16 protein-coding genes are annotated in these 16761 nt (G+C 64.5%); 2 read left to right on the top strand and 14 right to left on the bottom strand.

Translation table 11 applies throughout. The annotated features are described in order from the left end of the window. Positions 1 to 4 precede the first annotated feature (4 nt). The 7 genes from ACVJ19_RS25510 to ACVJ19_RS25480 form a co-directional block, all read right to left on the bottom strand. Positions 5 to 301 (bottom strand): type II toxin-antitoxin system RelE/ParE family toxin, encoded by a 297-nt coding sequence (locus tag ACVJ19_RS25510; RefSeq protein ID WP_453951866.1) that lies wholly within the window; start codon positions 299 to 301, stop codon positions 5 to 7. After that, positions 291 to 566: a type II toxin-antitoxin system ParD family antitoxin gene (locus ACVJ19_RS25505; protein ID WP_453951865.1), complete on the bottom strand. Its 276-nt coding sequence runs from the start codon at positions 564 to 566 to the stop codon at positions 291 to 293. The genes ACVJ19_RS25510 and ACVJ19_RS25505 overlap by 11 nt, the downstream gene beginning before the upstream one ends. Positions 567 to 665: 99 nt before the next feature. Next, positions 666 to 2018, bottom strand: a complete 1353-nt coding sequence (locus tag ACVJ19_RS25500) for an ATP-binding protein (RefSeq protein WP_453951864.1) — start codon at positions 2016 to 2018, stop codon at positions 666 to 668. 1 nt (position 2019) lies between these two features. Beyond that, the gene (locus tag ACVJ19_RS25495; protein ID WP_453951863.1) at positions 2020 to 2694 is read right to left on the bottom strand and encodes a response regulator transcription factor; all 675 of its coding nucleotides are present in this window, start codon (positions 2692 to 2694) and stop codon (positions 2020 to 2022) included. 183 nt (positions 2695 to 2877) lie between these two features. Further along, entirely contained in the window at positions 2878 to 6234 is a 3357-nt protein-coding gene (locus ACVJ19_RS25490) for a DUF7379 domain-containing protein (RefSeq protein ID WP_453951862.1), read from the bottom strand. Positions 6235 to 6310: 76 nt separating this feature from the next. Next, entirely contained in the window at positions 6311 to 7909 is a 1599-nt protein-coding gene (locus tag ACVJ19_RS25485) for a hypothetical protein (protein ID WP_453951861.1), read from the bottom strand. Between the two features lie 10 nt (positions 7910 to 7919). After that, entirely contained in the window at positions 7920 to 8855 is a 936-nt protein-coding gene (locus ACVJ19_RS25480) for a CHAT domain-containing protein (RefSeq protein ID WP_453955204.1), read from the bottom strand. Between the two features lie 250 nt (positions 8856 to 9105). Between ACVJ19_RS25480 and ACVJ19_RS25475 the strand changes: the two genes are divergently transcribed. Beyond that, the gene (locus tag ACVJ19_RS25475) at positions 9106 to 9453 is read left to right on the top strand and encodes a hypothetical protein (RefSeq protein WP_456739536.1); all 348 of its coding nucleotides are present in this window, start codon (positions 9106 to 9108) and stop codon (positions 9451 to 9453) included. 56 nt (positions 9454 to 9509) lie between these two features. On the opposite strand, the gene ACVJ19_RS25470 is transcribed toward ACVJ19_RS25475, so the two are convergent. From ACVJ19_RS25470 to ACVJ19_RS25455, 4 genes are all read right to left on the bottom strand, one after another. Beyond that, positions 9510 to 10283, bottom strand: a complete 774-nt coding sequence (locus ACVJ19_RS25470) for an SDR family NAD(P)-dependent oxidoreductase (RefSeq protein ID WP_453951860.1) — start codon at positions 10281 to 10283, stop codon at positions 9510 to 9512. Between the two features lie 54 nt (positions 10284 to 10337). Next, entirely contained in the window at positions 10338 to 10736 is a 399-nt protein-coding gene (locus tag ACVJ19_RS25465) for a (R)-mandelonitrile lyase (protein WP_453955203.1), read from the bottom strand. Positions 10737 to 10855: 119 nt separating this feature from the next. Then, positions 10856 to 11632 (bottom strand): carboxymuconolactone decarboxylase family protein, encoded by a 777-nt coding sequence (locus ACVJ19_RS25460; protein ID WP_453951859.1) that lies wholly within the window; start codon positions 11630 to 11632, stop codon positions 10856 to 10858. Further along, a complete protein-coding gene (locus ACVJ19_RS25455; RefSeq protein WP_453951858.1) occupies positions 11629 to 12837 on the bottom strand; it encodes an arabinose transporter in 1209 nt (402 codons plus the stop codon). The genes ACVJ19_RS25460 and ACVJ19_RS25455 overlap by 4 nt, the downstream gene beginning before the upstream one ends. A gap of 107 nt (positions 12838 to 12944) precedes the next feature. On the opposite strand from ACVJ19_RS25455, the gene ACVJ19_RS25450 reads away from it, so the two are divergent. Beyond that, positions 12945 to 13844 (top strand): LysR family transcriptional regulator, encoded by a 900-nt coding sequence (locus ACVJ19_RS25450; protein WP_453951857.1) that lies wholly within the window; start codon positions 12945 to 12947, stop codon positions 13842 to 13844. A gap of 57 nt (positions 13845 to 13901) precedes the next feature. Here ACVJ19_RS25450 and ACVJ19_RS25445 read toward each other — a convergent pair whose 3' ends face one another. The 3 genes from ACVJ19_RS25445 to ACVJ19_RS25435 all read right to left on the bottom strand — a co-directional run bounded on the left by ACVJ19_RS25445 (position 13902) and on the right by ACVJ19_RS25435 (position 16675). Further along, positions 13902 to 14459 carry a MarR family winged helix-turn-helix transcriptional regulator gene (locus tag ACVJ19_RS25445; RefSeq protein ID WP_453951855.1) on the bottom strand — a complete coding sequence of 186 codons (558 nt, stop codon included), beginning with the start codon at positions 14457 to 14459 and terminating at the stop codon, positions 13902 to 13904. Positions 14460 to 14638: 179 nt separating this feature from the next. Further along, complete coding sequence (locus ACVJ19_RS25440; protein ID WP_453951854.1) at positions 14639 to 15169, bottom strand: YunG family protein; 531 nt, start codon at positions 15167 to 15169, stop codon at positions 14639 to 14641. A gap of 417 nt (positions 15170 to 15586) precedes the next feature. Beyond that, entirely contained in the window at positions 15587 to 16675 is a 1089-nt protein-coding gene (locus ACVJ19_RS25435) for a TRAP transporter substrate-binding protein (protein ID WP_453951853.1), read from the bottom strand. Positions 16676 to 16761: the final 86 nt, after the last annotated feature.

The following is a 16761-nucleotide window of genomic DNA, read 5'->3' as shown; positions in this document are numbered from 1 at the left end:
CCGCTCATAAATCGTCTTCGAAATTCCGACCGGCATACGCTATTGTGACGATCTCGACCTGGGTCTTTAGGACCCGGAACGCAATCGTCACGCGCCGCTCGAACCCAATCGTGCGCAAGCCAGGCAGGAGATCGTTACGGCTCGTGCCACGCTTGGGAAAGGTGGCGAGTGCCATGCAGGCTTCCTCGATGCGATCGATATAACCGCCGGCGACTCGATAGCCCGCACGTTCTGCGATGTATTCGTAGAGGCCAATCAGATCGGCCTCGGCCTCCGGTCGGAATACGACCTTAAGCGCCACGCTTGGCGGCCTTTGCGCTCCTCGCGTGGCGAGCGCGCAAACGCTTGAAAACGTCTGCCGCCGGAACGCTGGCGCGTGGATCCTTGATCGATGCCTGGACCTTGGCGGCGAGATAGTCGTCGAGAGCGGCATCCTGCCGGTCGAGGGCGCGAAGGGCCGAACGCAAGACTTCGCTTGCCGATGCGTACTCCCCCGACTTCAACCGGGCTTCAAGGCTCGCAAGTTGCGGGCCAAGGGTAATCGTGATCGGCTTGCTGGTGCGCATGCGACGTCCTTTCACCCTTGCTTATAGCACATGGTATGACAGTGTCATACAAGAGTTTTTTGCCAATCGGATGAGCCCCCTCTCCTAATGGGGGAAAGCTCAAGGGGCGGTTTTATCCGCCAACCGAAACCGCAGCGTGAACTCCGCGCCGCCTCCGGGAAGGTTCTCCACCGCCACCGTCGCGGCGTGATCGTCGGCCACGCCGCGCACGATCGAGAGTCCGAGGCCGGCGCCGTCGCTGCGCTGGCGGTCGCGGCGCCAGAAGCGCTGGAAGATCAAATCGCGCTCGGCTTCCGCAATGCCCGGGCCGCAATCGCGCACGCGCACGGAGCCGTCCTCGCCGACCTCGACGTCGACCGCGGTGTCCGTTGCGGTGAACTTGATGGCGTTTTCGGCGAGGTTGAAGATCGCGCGCTGGAGCATCTCGGCATTGCCGTGGATGAGCACCGGCGCATCGGTGCCCTTCAGCGCGATGTCCTTGTGCTGGGCGAGCGCGAACGGCGCGATCGAACCGACAACCTCGGTGCAGACGGCGCGCAGATCGGCGGTCTCGCCGGGGTCGAGGACCAGCGTGTCGAGCTCGGCGATCTCCAGGAGCTGCGCGACGATGCGGCTGATGCTCTCGATGTCGGCATGCAGCGCTTCTCTTGCCGCGCCGTCATGCAGCGTCTCGATCCGCGTGCGCAGGATCGTGAGCGGCGTGCGCAATTGGTGCGCGGCATCCGCGGTGAACTGGCGCTGCACCCGAAAGCCATCCTCGAGGCGGTCCAGCGCCTGGTTCACGGCGGTAACGAGCGGCATGATCTCGCGCGGGATCTGCTCCGTCGGCAGGCGGATGTCGGTGCGCGCCGGGCCGATATTGCTGGCTTCCTCCGAAGCCTTCCACAGCGGCGCGATCGCGCGGCGGAAGATGATGATGTCGGTGGCGAGCAGGACCAGCAGGCTCGGGATGGTGATCCATCCCACCCGGCGGAAGAAGTTCGAGATGATGTCGTCGATGATGACGTCGCGGTGCGAAAGGTCCTCGGCGACGCGAATGCGCACCGTCCTGCCCTCGATCACGCGGCTGACGCCGGCGCCGGAAATCGTCTCGGACAGACGCGGCGGCGTGGCATCGCCTGACTTTCGCCGCGAGGAGAACAACACGCGTCCGTCCTCGTCGCGGATGTCGTACAGGTACCGGCCATAGGCTTCCGAATAGAGACCTCGCAGGCTGTCCGGCAGAATGAACGTCAGCGTACCGTCCGGCTGCGGGACGATGCGCTCGGCGAGCACCTCGGCCTGCGCGCGCATGGCGTCGCGATGCAGCTGGTCGACCTCCGAGTTGAGCAGCCAGAACAGCACCAGCGGCAGGAAGATCGCGACCACCGCGACCGCGACGATGTGCAGGAACACGATGCGCCAGATCAGCGATTTGAACGTCGGCCTGGCGGATAACCGGGCGGCCGGCACGCTATTTCTCCTCGGCCATCAGATAGCCGACACCGCGGATGGTGTGGATCACGACCTTGGCGCCGTGCTCGGCGAGCTGCTTGCGCAGCCGCGAGACGTAGACCTCGACCGCATTGGAGGCGACCTCGCCTTCGAGGCCGAAGATGTGGTCCTCGACGTTCTTCTTCGGCACCACCCGCCCCTGCCGGCGCAGCAGGATCTCGAGCACCGAGGTCTCCCGCGCGGAGATGATCCGGGGCTGGTCGTCGACGAAGATCTGGCGGCTCTCGGTGTCGTAGACGAGGTTGGCGAGACTGAGCGAGCGGCCGAGCAGCTGGCCCGGACGGCGCAGGATCGCCTCCAGCCGCGCCACCAGCTCCTCCATCGCGAACGGCTTTGCGAGATAGTCGTCGGCGCCGCTGCGCAGGCCGCTCACGCGATCCTGCAGGCCGCCGCGCGCCGTCAGCACCAGCACCGGCAGCGGTTCCATCTGCCGGCGCAGTTCGCGCAGCACCGACAGGCCGTCGCCGTCGGGAAGACCGAGGTCGAGGATCATCGCGGCATAGCTGACGCTGCTGACCGCCTCGCGCGCCTCGGCCGCGCTGCCCACGATGTCGCTCTCATAGCCGGCCGCCGACAGCCCGGCGGCCACGAGCCGCGACAGTTCGGCATTGTCCTCGACGATCAGAAGGCGCATCGCGTTTCCCGCCGGATGTTCCGGTGTCACAGCACGGCTCGCGCCGCATCTAGGCTCTCTTCCCCCATTCGTCCGGTTTCGGCCAGCGAAAAAGCACCCGGCAGGCCGGCCCCGAAGGTCCTGTCAGGTTCATGTAAGCTGATCCGGCGCGCTCAGAGGGCGACGGATATATCCCGGTTCGGGCTAGGGAGCATCCGCGGCGCGCGCAAACGGATTGCCATACACGGAATAGGCCAGCCAGGTCAGCTCCTTCCGGTTCTTGGCGACCTCGCGCGCGGCGCGGACGGCATCGACCAGCGTCTCCCCCTGCTTGAGCGAACGATAGAACGCCTCGGCAAAGCTGTAGGCCAGCTTGTCGTCGACCGACCAGAGCGCGCCGACCAACGCGCCCACGCCGCGCTCTGAGTACGGCCGCAGGAACGCGTCGACGAAACCGGCGACACCTCCGCCGATGCCGCGCCCGGCGCGCCCGGTCTGGCAGGCGTTGATGAACACCATCGGATTCGGTCCGCTCTCGGCGAAGCGGGCATACGCCTTGACCTGATCCGCCGAGAGCGAATCCTGCGCAAAATTCCCGTCAACCTTGGTGCCCGTCATCAACAGGTCTGCCGTCATCACCGCCCGCTGTGCCGCCTCGCCATGGCAGGCAAAATGCAGGACGTCGCAGTCCCTCGCATCCTTCTGCAGGAAGCTGGTCACCGCGATGCTCTCGGCCGTCACCTCGCGGGGGCTGCCGAACAGCTTGGCCAGCATCTGACGTTCGGCATCGGCGCCTTCGAGCCGCAGGCCGGGATCGACATAGGCCGGGATCACGTAGTTGACGCGATCATTGCGCATGGCGAGTTGCGGACCCGGCCACGGCGTGCTGTGCAGCCAGCGCACCAGCCCCCATTCCGCGAGGAAGCCCTTCCCGTCCGGCCCGGACTTCCGATCGTTGATGTAGAGCAGCTCCCAGGGAATGAACGGCTCCTCCGAGATGACCTGGATCGCGCGGATCGCGTCGCGGTGGGTCCACAACGCCTCGCGGACCCTGTCCGGCAACAGCTCGTTTGCCATGACGATTCCGTTGGCCTGCAGGCGCGACAGGAACTGGTCATACAGGCGGTTTGTTGCGAGCCACGAGCTCTCGATGCCCTTGAATATCTCCGCAACATAGACATCGCGCGAGAAGCCGCCCGGAAGCGTGCGCGATTCCGAAACCGCGATGTTCGGGTCGACGCAGGCAAGATCGAAGCGCAGCGTCACCTTGCCGCTCTCCACGATCTCGTAGATCCGCAGCACCGCCGGCTCGTCCGGATGTGCCGCCATGGCCACTCCGGCCTGGCTCCGGCGCAAGGTCTTGCTGTCGGCGTCGACGAACACGGGGGCCAGAGCGAATGACGCGAGGATGCGCGGTCCCTGCCGTGCTTCGACAAGGATGTCGGCCGCGCCTTCCGCGGCGCCCTCCACGACGAAGCGCAGCGACTCCGCCCTCTGATCCCGCGGCAGGTCGATCTCGGCGCTGGTGTCTCCGACGACCCGGCAATTCTTGCGCGCGATGACCTCGACGACGATCGCGCGTCCCGTATCGACGTTGACCGGCGCATCCGATGCGGCCGAGGCCGGGCTCTCCGCGGCCTGGATATTCTGTCGGGAAACCGTGACGAACAGCGGGACCGGCTTCTTCGGCGGCGGATGAGACTCGATCTCCGCCGCAAAATAGCAGGCCGCGGTCCGTGAACCGGGCGACGTCGATGCCGCGGGCGGCGCGCGCTCTGCGGCAGGCGCCTCCTGTGGCGCGGGGGGCCTCGCCGAAGGAGCGGAGCGCGATCGTGTCCGTCGCATTGTGAGCGTGTCCGACATGGAGCCGGATCCGGGGCTTTCCCGTTCGCGCGCAGCCAGATTAGATTCAAGCGGACTTTCGACGATGGACGCCACGCCCCGTCTTGATCGCCGCGGCGGCGGCTGCTGCAGGTCGATTTGGACCGGGACTTTCTCGGGACGAGATGCACCAAGACCCAGCCACTCGCTCAATTTCGAAGGGACGATATCCGTCGCAAAATACGTGGTGTGAAACACGTCGTCCGTATCGCCGAAAGCAAACGTCGCATCCTTCGCAAGGCGCGGGCCCCGGGTCCCGAACGACGTCATCGACGCCGTGTCCACCACCAGATCATTGTCGAGCTGGAACAGGCGATTTGTCACGCGATCGGCAATGAACTCGGCGAACTCCTTCGTCACGCCCTTGTCGGGTGCGATCTGCGCGACGAAATTCGACGTGATCGCATGATAGGCTGCGAGCCCGTCGAGAGGACCGGCCGCTCCGTTCAACTCCGTGACGAGATCGCTCGTCGGCCGCATCGCGGCAAGTCCGGGCACCCGGCCCTCATCGATGGCGACTTCGGAAAACGCCTGGACGAAACGGCCGACGGTCTTGATCCCCTGCGACACGATGGGACTCAGCGCAGCGCCTCCTGCGAGGAACGAGACCGCGCGGACGCCGGCCATGATTCCGTTGGTGTAGAGGTCGATCATCGCCGCCCAGTTCTCGGGCTCGGCCAGATGCGTTCCGGCATTGGTGCAGCCGACGAAGATCGCCTTGCCGAGCCGGATGTCCGGCCGCTTGTCCGCAAGCAGATTTTCGACCACACGATAGACAAGCCCGCCGCGGCTGTGGATGACGGCGTCGATCGAGGAATTCTCGGGGATGCCGAGCGCCTGCAGCCCGGCAACAAGAGCGGCCGCATTCTCTCGAGGTGTTACGGTCAGCGTCTTGTGATCGAAGCCGAGCACGGCGTCGTAATACACGCTGGCCTTCGACAGGAACGTCTTTCCGCTGTCGGAGGAGGCAAGCTGCGCGAAGCCGCTCGCCGTCGACGAGAACGTGCCATGCACCATCAGCAGGATCTTCAGCGGACGGTCCTGCGGCAATCGAGACCGCGCCGATCGCGCCGGTGTCCATGCCGCCGGATCGAGCCCGGCCACCACCACGATGCCCTCTTCCCGGTCTTCCTCGATATAGTCGGTCGCCACGTCGATCGCCGTTCTGGCGGCAAACTTCAGCACGTAGGCACGGACCGGATCGATCAGCTTGTCGGACACCCAGTCGAGAACGGGACCGCGCTTGCCGCTTGCGGGGGCGACGCCGCGCGCCGAGCCCCTCGTCCCGGCCGTGAGCGGAAATACCAGAACCCGTGCACCTCGACGCTGCCCTGACGGCTGGCCCGCCGCTTGCGGATAGGTCCAGGCATAGACGCCACCTGCGCCCTCGATCAGGACCATCGCCCTTTCGGACGGGCCGACTTCGACCTCGATCTGCGTCGGCGTCGATGCATCCCGTCGCAGCGCGCGCGTTCCCGGGCGCGTCGGTACCATCTCGACTTCGGCCGCGATGGTGAAGTCGGAGGCCGACAACGCCGCCTTAAGCTGATCGGCGCCACTGATCTGGCTGGCAGTGCCCCGGCGAAATCCGCGGCGGACAGGACCGTCCTGAACGATCCTGATTTCGACGTCGTCGGGACTACGAACCACGATCCCGTTCGCTACTTCCAGTTCAGCCATGACTTCGCCCCTGTCCAGACGGTTTGCTTCGTCGCGTCCTCATGTGCCGCACGGCCCTTGCGGGCCCGGCGTGCAATCAAGACCTGAGCTGCGTGCTCGGCTGAGGCGCCGGCGCTGCCCATTCGAGCCGATTTCCATCAAGCGCCGACGATTTCCGGATCAGCTTGTTGGCCTCGATGTAGGCTTCCGCGGTCGACGGCACGAGATAACCCATGACGAAGCCGAGCACACCGAAAAGAGCGACGATGAACCCGTATTGCAGCCAGGAGATATACGGCATGCTCAGACCGAAATATCTGCTCACCGATGTGAAGCCGATGAGAAGGCAGAGCATGGCAGACGCCATGACCACCGCATGGGTCGCGCCGTCCCTCAGTCTTGCCTCGTGATAGTCCAGTCGGTCGGCCCTCAGCCGCACGTCGAGAAGAATGCTCAGGACCACCGTATTGACCAGGAAGATCAGGGACAGCAGCGAGCTCGCCGCAAGCGGATGACCGCTCGCCAGCCAGCCGGGCGCGATCGGGATCGCGCTGTAGGTGATCCAGAGCACGGCGTTGCCGAGCAAATAGGATAGCGCGCCGAAGACGATGTAGGAGCGCCAGGGCAAGGCATATAGCGAGGGACGCGCGAAATTCGTCGAGGCCTTCGGATAGATCGCAAAGAAGATCGAGATCGTGAGGGCCACCGCATGTGCGGCCGAGGAGAGGCCTCCGGTCAGCGAGTCGACCTCGTAATTCCTCGACAGGTTCATGGTGAACAGCGGTGCGACCGAGACAACGAAGTCGAGCACGAAGATGATCACCAGGGGCGCAAACGGCAACGGCTGGGGAAGAATGGTCTGGTACCCGAAGCTGGAGATCAGCTCCATCCGGGAATCGCGCCTGTCGACCACCGACAACGTCGCCTCGGCCAATCGGCGCTGGTACGCGACGCGCAGATCCTCGCATTCCTCGGAGATGAAGTCGGAAATCTCGTACACCAGCTCCTCCGCGTCCAGGGCCGATACCGTGATGTCGTCCGTCAGCAGGAGGGCACGGGCCGACCGTCGCAGCATGCGCCGATACTGCCTTTCCATCTCGTCGAAGGCGGCTTTCCGGGCGCGGAAGAATCTCTTGAACCGCTTGTTGTTGCGCAGCTCGACGAAACTGGTGTGGAGGGAAGCGACCTGCTTGATCATGGTCGCAGCGCCGGGTGCGAGCACCTGGTCGTCGTCATTGAGCGCTTTCTCGATCAGCCCGGCGGGAACGCCGTACCCTTCGAGCTCGCGCTGCAACTCCGGCCTTGCCCGCTCCGTCACCTTGATGGGTGACCGCGCGATGGCGACGATGACGGTCTCCACGGCCTGCGGGTAGCGCGCCAATGTCTGCATCATGCGCCGCAGGAAATCGATCACCCAGCCGAGCACCGGCAAATGGGGCGCCAGCACCATGAAGGCGAACGTCGCAGGTATCGCAACGAGCAGTCCGACGCCGCGCGACATCAGGATCGCGACGAAGAAATAGAACACCACCGCGACCGTGACGTAGGCGAAGACCGCGAAATAATAACGATCGCGCATCACGGCAAAGCGGATGTCCGCGGTATCGAAAGGAGCGTGGAAGTCGATCGCGCTGACGACGCAGATCGCCATCGCACCGAGGCCGAGAGCTACGATCGACGGGTCAAGGCCATGCATGGATGAAAACTCACTCCGATCCGGCCCGGTCCACGAAAATTTCCCCGTCGAGGCCGCGCATGTACAGGACCGGCGAAATCCATTCGGCGAATTGCCGCGCCTTCAATTCGGCCCGGGTATGCGCCAGCGCGGCCTGGATCGAAACGTTTTCCGCCAGATAGGTGTAGAACGTATCGGCGAAGGCGAGCCCCATATTGTCGCTGATCTCGAACTGCATGGCGATCACGGCGGGCACGCCGCCCTGAATGAGCTCGGCGGCGGTGCTCGAGAACAGAGAGCCCGGCTCGCCCTGCGCGCCGCTGCAGGAGTTCAGGACGACGAGACTCGGCGTTTGACCGGGCTGGGTCAGGAATTCTTTCAGCGAGTCGGCATAAAGCCTTCTCCCCTTCGGCCCGCCCTCCTCCTGGACCACGATAAAGCCCATCTGCCGCTCGGGATCATGGCCGCCGTGCCCGATGAAGTGAAACAAGTCCCACCGCTTGCCTTCGTCTCCCCTCAGGAAGCGGCGGTTGAGATCCCGAGCCTTCGCCGAGGGGATCCACGACAGTTTCAGCCTCTTGCCGTCGTTCAGCTCGCTCAACGCGTTCTTGATCGCGACCTGCTCGGCATCGACCTCGATCTCGTCCAGCGGCAATCCGTTCAGGACCTTGACCCGCGCCGCCATGCCCAACATCCGTATCGGCCTTGCCGCGGACACCCGGCGCTCTTCGCCATAGTCGTCAACGGCCCGCATGAATGGCGTGCTTTGCGACGTCGTCACATAGAAGCGGTTCTTCTTGTCGTACATCGTCTCCCACGGCACGTAGGCGAGCGTGGGATCGGTGACCCGCAGACGGATCAGGAACGGCTGATCGTCCTTTCGCGCCGCCTGGGAACATTCCTGATAGAGCTCGAGGATCTTGCGCTGAAAGATGAACTCGAAGAGTTGCGATCCGATCTCCTGCACGATCCGCTCGTCCGACCCCTTGGTCAGACCTCCGGCAGCGTCACGCAAAGCGGGTCTCGCTTCATCACCGCCACCTGTCGCGGACGCGTTCGCATTGCGCGCGGCAGCGCACTGGAGAATTGCTTCCTGCAACGGCCTCAGATTCTGGCGGAAGCTCGGCTTGAGCTTTTCGACTTCAATCTCGCGGCTCGATGAATTGTAGTCCGCGACGATGCGGCAATGACTTTCGCCACTATCTTCAATGGTCAAGTTGAAAACGACTTTCGCCACGACGCAACCCTCAGCCGCGCAACAGCCGGCGCAAAAAACTCACGCCTACTTCAAGTCTATACCGGACAGAAAAGCGCGCAACGGGCGAATCGAGCCGGCGCTGTTCTCCGCATCCCGCGGTGCCGGCATCCTGCCGGTCTGTTTTCCGTCCAGGACGCTCACCTTCCATGATGGGCGCCCGATTGTAATCCAATCGAATGATCGTCAAAACGACGCGGAACCGGCGTTCGGGCCTGCCGCTCGCGGCTTGCGCGCCAGCCGCGGCTGGCGCACCGCGTTGCGGCCATCGGCGCAGAGCGGAAGCTTGCCGGATCCTGAGCTTTTCTAGAGCCAATTCTCCGGGGCGAATGTGAGGCGCTTCACACCTCCCGGTTTATTGATCCCTTATGCCGCTGGAAGCTCTACGCCCGTCAGTTCGCCCAGCCTGGCGATGAGCGTGTCCTGGAATGTGGCGTCGGTCGCCTCACCGGCCGGCTGCTCCTGCCGGAGGTGATGCCAGTAGCGGCCGCTGACCATCGCGGCCGGCTCCTCGCTGACGGCGAGCCAGGACTGCGTACGCTGTCCGGTGTCGAGGTCAACGGGGGCACCCGCGCCGCCCATTCTGGTGCGCACCCAGCCGGGATCGACCGCATTGCAGAGGACGTGCGGCCAGCGCCGTCCCAGGGCGTAAGCCAGCGCGACCGCATGCAGCTTGCTCTCGGCATAGGCCTTCCCCGCATCCCAGCTTCGCTTGGTCCAGTCGATGTCGCGCAATGAGCCCTCGCCGCCGCGATGCAGGCCGCTGCTGAGATAGACCAGCCGCTTCGGCCGCGCGATCAGGGCCGTCAGCAGGTACGGCGCCAGCGTGTTGATCGCCAGCGTGCCGGCATGGCCCTCCGCGGTCGCGCCGCGGCTGCGCTCGGTGTAGACGCCGGCATTATGGATGATCGCGTCCATGCGTCCGATCGCGTTGACCTGGTCCGCGATGCCCTTGGTCTCGACGGCGCTCCTGAGGTCGCCGACCACGATCCCCGCGGCATGCGAGGCGAAGTCCGCAACCGCCGCGGCGCGCTCGGCCGATCGCGCGTGCAGCACCACGCGGTATCCCTGATCGAGCAGCGATTGCGCCGCCGCCCGGCCGAGACCATCCGTGCTGCCGGTGATGAAGACGATCGCCATGCACTGCTCCCTCGGTCTTCGCAGAACGCAAGTCCGATGTAGCGGCTCTGCGCGCTATCCCCTGCGATATTGTTCGTCGCCGACCTTCTCCATCCAGTCAACGGTTTTGCCGCCGAGGGACTCCTGGATGGCGATGTGGGTCATCGCCGTCGTCGGCGAGGCCCCGTGCCAGTGCTTCAGTCCGGGCGGAAACCACACGACGTCGCCGGGCCGGATCTCCTCGACCGGGCCGCCCTCCCGCTGCACCCAGCCGAGCCCGGCGGTGACGATCAGGGTCTGGCCGAGCGGGTGCGTATGCCAGGCGGTTCGGGCACCGGGCTCGAACGTAACCTGACCGGCGCCGACGCGCGCGGGATCGGGCGCCTGGAACAGCGGATCGATGCGCACCGTTCCGGTGAACCAGTCGGCCGGGCCCTTCTGTGAGGGGCGCGATCCGTTCCGTTTGATGTCGATGTCCATGTGGGCTTCCTTCTGTGCTTCGGCCGCAAGCGTCCGGCGAACTCCGATCGCAGCGGCGGCGGCGCCGATCAGCGCGCCCCTGCGTGTGACATGAGGCATGGCCCGGTTTTCCTTCAGTGCGGACGCTTCTCGATGACGTCCTTGACGACCGGCGCTGCTGAGAACGCATTTGGCCAGCCGGCATAGAAGGCGAGATGCCCGAGCACCTCGCCGGCCTCCTCACGCGTCAACCCGTTATCCATCGCCCGGTTCAAATGATATGTGATCTGCGCGACCTGGCCGGTTGCGATCAGTGCACTCACGGTGACGAGGCTGCGATCGCGCGGCGCCAGCGCCGGCCGCAGCCAGAGATCCCGGAACAGCACGTCGCTCGAATATTGCACGAGGCTCGGCGTAATCTGTCCGAACTGCTCGCCGACCCGGCTCGCGCGCTGCTTCTCCGCGGCTTCGTCGAGCGCAAGCTGCGGCCCCGACGCCGGCGGAAGCTGGTCGGCGCCGATGTTGCGGCTCCTGAACGCGTCCCTCGCCGCCGGGATCGCCCCCATCGCATTCGCCCAGCCGGTGTAGAAGGCCAGATGCGTGATGATCTCGGAGATCTCGGACGGCTTCACGCCGCTGTCGAGTGCGAGACCGAGATAGGTCGGCAGCTCGACTGTCTGGTTGCGGGCGATGAGAGCCGCGACGGTGACGATGCTGCGGTCCCGAACCGAGAGGCCCGGCCGCTTCCAGAGATCGTCCTTGAGAACCTTCTGCGCAAAGCTTTCGAGCGCGGGCGCGACGGCGCGGATGTCTTCGGGCTTCGACATGAGATTGGCTCCTTGTAGCTCGCTGGCGGCCACGTCGCCGGCAAACAGGCAGAACGAAAACAGCGTGACTGCGAGCAGCTTCATCGCGAGGATCCTTCCAATGTTGCGGGATGCACGATCAGCCACCAGGCGACGAGCGCGGCGCAGAGCACGGTCATGGCGCTGACGAGAAACACGGTGTTGAGCCGCGCGCCGGTCGCGATCAGTCCGAGCGCAGGGCTTGCGAGCCCTTGCGCAAGGTCCAGGAAGGCGGTGTAGGCGCCCATGGCGAGGCCGCGGCTCTGCGCTGGAACGCGGCGCACGGCTTCGACGCCGAAACCGGGATACACCAACGAGAAGCCGAAGCCGGTCAGTGCCGCGCCGGCGAGCGCCATTTCGGGCCGGGCAGCGAGCCAGATCAGCGCCTGCCCGACGGCTTCGATCAGCGCGCAGACCAGCGCGACCCTTGCGCCGCCGACTGCGTCGGCCACATGACTGAAGAACACCCGTGCCAGGATGAACGCGACAGCGTAGGCGCTGTAGGCGAGCCAGCCGTTCGCCCATCCACGGTTCGCAAACAGCAAGGCGACGAACGTCGTCACCGCACCGAAACCGACGCTGCCGAGGGCCGAGCCGAAACCCGGCACCCACACCGAGCCGACGACCTGAACGAACGAGAGGCGCACCTGGTGCATCGGCGCAACCGCGGGAAGCGGCGCGACGAGCAGCAGCGTCAGCAGCGGCGCCACCGCTGTCGCGATTGCGATCGCGGCAAATCCATAGGCAGCGTAGAGCGCCGAGCCCGCCGGCGCGCCGATCGCAAAGGCCGCGAACATCGCTGATCCCACCCAGGCGATGACCTTGCCCGTGCTGCGGCCGTCGGCAAGCGCAAGCCCCCAGCTCACGGCAGCGGTGATGACGAAGCTCTCGGCCGCGCCCAACAGCCCGCGTCCGAGCAGGAGTATCGCGACCGAGATCAGCGGCGCCTGGGTCACACCCAGCGAAGCCAGATACAGCAGTCCGGACACCGCGGCCGCAAACAGGCCGATAACCACACCGCGCTTCGCTCCGCGTTCATCCGAAAAGTGACCCGCCCATGGCCGCGACACCAGCGAGGCTGCGAACTGACTGCCGGCGACGAGGCCGACCACGAAGGTGCCGAGGCCCAGTCCATCATGGACGTGAAGCGGAAGCACGGGCATCGCAACGCCGATGACGAGAAAGGCCACGAAGACCACGCCCATGATCGGCAGCAAGGCTGCAGCCCCGCGAAGGCGCGCGACCTGCTCCTGCATCGTTGTTGCCGACATGCCTCTCGCGGCTCCTGCTTGGTTGGATGGCCAAGCCGAACCTAGAGCTTCCGCGCTCCCCTGATTAGGTGATAGATTTCGAATGCAGTCATTAGCTGGGCTAATTAATGAACCGGGACGACGCCGGCGATCTCCTCGCCTTCCTCGCGGTGGCGCGCGAACGCAGCTTCACGCGCGCAGCGGCAAGGCTCGGCATGACGCAGTCCGCGCTCAGCCAGATCATCCGGAATCTGGAGGAGCGCCTCGGCATGCGGCTGCTCAACCGGACGACGCGGAGCGTGACGCCGACGCAGGCCGGGGAGCGCCTGTTTGCAAGCATCGCTCCCAAGTTCAGCGAGATGGACGCCGACCTCGCCGCACTCGGCGAGCTCAGGGAGAAGCCGGCCGGAACGGTGCGGCTGACCGCGACCGAATATGCGGCATCCGAAATCGTGCTGCCCGCGCTGGCAAAGCTGCTTCCGAAATACCCCGATATCCATGTCGAGATCATCATCGACTACGGTCTCACCAACATCGTGGCACAGCAGGTCGACGCGGGCATTCGCCCCGGCGAGCTCGTCGCCAAGGACATGATCGCGGTGCGCGTCAGTCCCGACCTTCGCATGGCCGTGGTCGGCTCGCCCGCCTACTTTGCCGCGCGCAAGCGCCCCAGGGTTCCGCAGGATCTGACGCATCACAACTGCCTCAACCTGCGTTTGCCGACCCATGGCGGCAGCCTCTATGCGTGGGAGTTCGAGAAAGGCGGCCGCGAACTGAATGTACGCGTCGACGGACAGCTCGTCTTCAACAGCGCCGGCCTTCTGCTGGACGGAGCGCTCAAGGGCCTGGGCCTTGCCTACCTCACGGAGGGACATGTGCAGCCCTACCTGTCCAGCGGCAAGCTGGTCAGGGTACTATCGGACTGGTGCCCGCCGTTCTCGGGCTATCATCTGTACTATCCGAGCCGCCGCCAACCCTCGCCGGCCTTTTCGCTCCTGGTCGAGGCGCTCAGGTACCGCGGGAAATAGCAGGTGCTTGCATGCCCTTCGCCAAGAGGCCTTACGGGCCTCCTGCAACTGACCTCTCTAGCTCCGCCCCTCGAAATAGGCGCAAAGCAGGGCCGTGTCTTTCTGGGCGATGGCTTTCCGAAAGAACTGGCACCTGAAATGCCGGTCCTTCCCCTCTCCCCTCTCGATCAGGAACACGCATTCAGTACAAACGTCGGCATGATGGCGACGCTTGCCGACATCGAGCCCGGCCAAGGCGCGGCGAAGCGTATCGCGCAGCTGAGATCGATCGATGACATCAAGTGCCACAAGGCGATCTCGCAAAGCGTTCATCGGATCATGCTCGAGGAATCTCTCGCCAGCTCCCGTGAGACAGAGCGCAATCGAGCGCTTGTCCTCTGCAACTGGCTTGCGGACCATCAATCCCTTGCTCTGCAGCGCGGCGGCGATCTGCGATGCGGCGCTGCGGGTCGTGCCCAGAAAGCCGGCAAGAGCGCTCGGCGTCCGCGAAAACCTGTTGGCGCGGGCGAGATAGCGCAAGGCCATCCATTCCCGATCGCTCAGACCCGAAAGACTGCCGTCAAAAAGCCAACTGTCGGCCGATCGTACCAGGAGCTGTAAAATCTCAATTGCCATTGTCACTGATAAGTCCCCAGGCAACGGCCGTCTTGGCATCTCGATCCGGGATCGAGAGCCGCCGTATTCGATGAAGGTTGAATTCCCGTCGGGACTTGTTGGGTCCGGTAATACCGTCCCGTGAAGCCGGAACGGCGGTGATGATACCGCCGCGACTTCAGCCCGATTGCCGATTTCCGTTAGCCTGATCGTTCCACGAAAGGAACACCGAAAAAATACGTACCGCGCACGTCGAGATGGTGAGTATCAAGTCCCGCGCGCCCAAATAGCTTCGGAGCCCCTTTGGCGCCACACGAATTGAGAGCCATGCGTCTTCCGCAAGGAAGCTGACGGGTTGCGCTTGAAAGCCGTCGCAGTCTCCAAGTTGATTTGATGTGGCGCTTCCGAAATGCCGCTCTGAGTTGAGCCAGCTCTTCACTCGTCGCTTCCCGCTCCGCGTCGGTCCGATCTGTGAGCACGTCCACGTAAACGATCGGCTGATCGAACTGGCTCGCCGTGAAGTCGTATCGCTCGCCTTCGATCCGATTATAGAAATGGTCGCCGGCCGGCAGCGGCGTCTTCAGCAAGTCACCGCCAAAGAGCGCGTGGATCAGCAGTGACGTGACGTTGCATTGCCCCGCCGCCGGATTGTCCGCCGTCCATTGGCTGGCCGTCGACAGCGACCATGCCTTGCTCAGCGCGCGTTGAACCTCATCGGGATCGAAGCTCATCGTCGCTCCAAATGATCGACGTCGCGCGCCAATTCGGATTTTGCGATTATCGCTTTATGCCACTGTTTTGCCCGACGAGTCAAACGTGTACGGCTATGCCCAGCTCCGTCCACCCGTCATTGCGAGCGTAGCGAAGCAATCCAGAGTCCCTCCGCGGAGAGATTCTGGATTGCTTCGCTGCGCTCGCAATGACGATGGTCGAGGCAGATGCGCCATGATTGCTCTGTCCCGCTGATTTGCTCCGACCCGTCAAACTGTTGGCAGCATCCCCAGGGCAACGTGCCCTCACCCCGCCTCTACTGTGCATGGGGTTGTTTTCGACATTCTTTGTTTCGCACCCCAAATGCGCCGCAACAAAGAAAAAGCCCGGCCTCTGCTGGAGGCCGGGCTTTCCAGTCTTGCGACTCTTTCGAAAGATCAGCCGCGGGTGCGCGCGCGGATCATGAAGGTGTCGTAGGTGTATTCGGCGACCTGCCACCACAGATATTCGTCGGAGCGGTAGGCCTGCATGGCGTCGATCGACTTCTTGAAGTCGGCGTTCTTGCCCGAGATCTCCGCCCACAATTCATTGGTCGCCTTGAGGCAGGCTTCCAGCACCTCGTTGGTGAACGGACGCAGCTGGGTGCCGCCGGCAACCAGTCGCTTCAGCGCCGCCGGGTTCTGCATGTCGTAGCGCGCGGCCATCCAGCTGTTGGCGTTGGCCATCGCATTGGTGAGGATCGCCTGGTAGTTCTTCGGCAGCGCATTCCACTTGTCGAGGTTGGTGAAGGCGTGCACCATCGGGCCGCCTTCCCAGAAGCCCGGATAGTAGTAGTACTTGGCGACCTTGGCGAAGCCGAGCTTCTCGTCATCGTAGGGGCCGACCCATTCGGCGCCGTCGATGGTGCCCTTCTCCAGCGCCGGATAGATGTCGCCGCCGGCGAGCTGCTGCGGCACCACGCCGACCTTCTGCAGCACCTGGCCGGCGATGCCGCCGATACGCATCTTCAGGCCGGAGAGATCGGCAACGGTCTTGATCTCCTTGCGGAACCAGCCGCCCATCTGGGCGCCGGTGTTGCCACAGGCGAAGCCGATCACGTTCGACTTCTTGAAGAACTCGTTGCCGAGCTCCATGCCGCCGCCCTGGTACCACCAGGAGTTCTGCTGGCGCGCATTGAGGCCGAACGGCACCGAGGCGTAGATCGCAAAGGTCGGGTCCTTGCCGACATAGTAGTACGAGACGGTGTGGCACATCTCGACCGTGCCGTTCGAGGTCGCGTCGAGCGCCTGGAGGCCGGGCACGATTTCGCCGGCGGCGAACACCTGGATCTGGAACTTGTTGTCGGTCATTTCGGCGACGTACTTCGCCACCTGCTCGCCGGCGCCATAGATGGTGTCGAGCGACTTCGGGAAGCTCGACGTCAGGCGCCACTTGATCTCGGGCGAGGACTGCGCGATCGCCGGCGAGGCCACTGCGGTCGCCGCCGCGCCTGCTGCCGACACTTTGAGAAAATCACGACGCTTCATCTTCAGGTCTCTCCTTGCTGGGGCGTTTCCCCTTAACTTCTCTTTTGCCGCCGCTCATTCCGGCGACGCGTTCCGGCCGCGTCGAA

Source organism: Bradyrhizobium sp. USDA 376 (genome assembly GCF_054063675.1).
The sequence above is the reverse complement of the archived record's forward strand: the minus strand, read 5'-3'. Positions and strand labels throughout refer to the sequence as shown.

Coding starts and splice junctions, on each gene's coding strand:
- ACVJ19_RS25505 (WP_453951865.1), bottom strand. CDS start 566: ATGCGCACCAGCAAGCCGATCACGATTACCCTTGGCCCGCAACTTGCG.
- ACVJ19_RS25495 (WP_453951863.1), bottom strand. CDS start 2,694: ATGCGCCTTCTGATCGTCGAGGACAATGCCGAACTGTCGCGGCTCGTG.
- ACVJ19_RS25490 (WP_453951862.1), bottom strand. CDS start 6,234: ATGGCTGAACTGGAAGTAGCGAACGGGATCGTGGTTCGTAGTCCCGAC.
- ACVJ19_RS25485 (WP_453951861.1), bottom strand. CDS start 7,909: ATGCATGGCCTTGACCCGTCGATCGTAGCTCTCGGCCTCGGTGCGATG.
- ACVJ19_RS25470 (WP_453951860.1), bottom strand. CDS start 10,283: ATGGCGATCGTCTTCATCACCGGCAGCACGGATGGTCTCGGCCGGGCG.
- ACVJ19_RS25460 (WP_453951859.1), bottom strand. CDS start 11,632: ATGAAGCTGCTCGCAGTCACGCTGTTTTCGTTCTGCCTGTTTGCCGGC.
- ACVJ19_RS25455 (WP_453951858.1), bottom strand. CDS start 12,837: ATGTCGGCAACAACGATGCAGGAGCAGGTCGCGCGCCTTCGCGGGGCT.
- ACVJ19_RS25450 (WP_453951857.1), top strand. CDS start 12,945: ATGAACCGGGACGACGCCGGCGATCTCCTCGCCTTCCTCGCGGTGGCG.
- ACVJ19_RS25445 (WP_453951855.1), bottom strand. CDS start 14,459: ATGGCAATTGAGATTTTACAGCTCCTGGTACGATCGGCCGACAGTTGG.
- ACVJ19_RS25440 (WP_453951854.1), bottom strand. CDS start 15,169: ATGAGCTTCGATCCCGATGAGGTTCAACGCGCGCTGAGCAAGGCATGG.
- ACVJ19_RS25435 (WP_453951853.1), bottom strand. CDS start 16,675: ATGAAGCGTCGTGATTTTCTCAAAGTGTCGGCAGCAGGCGCGGCGGCG.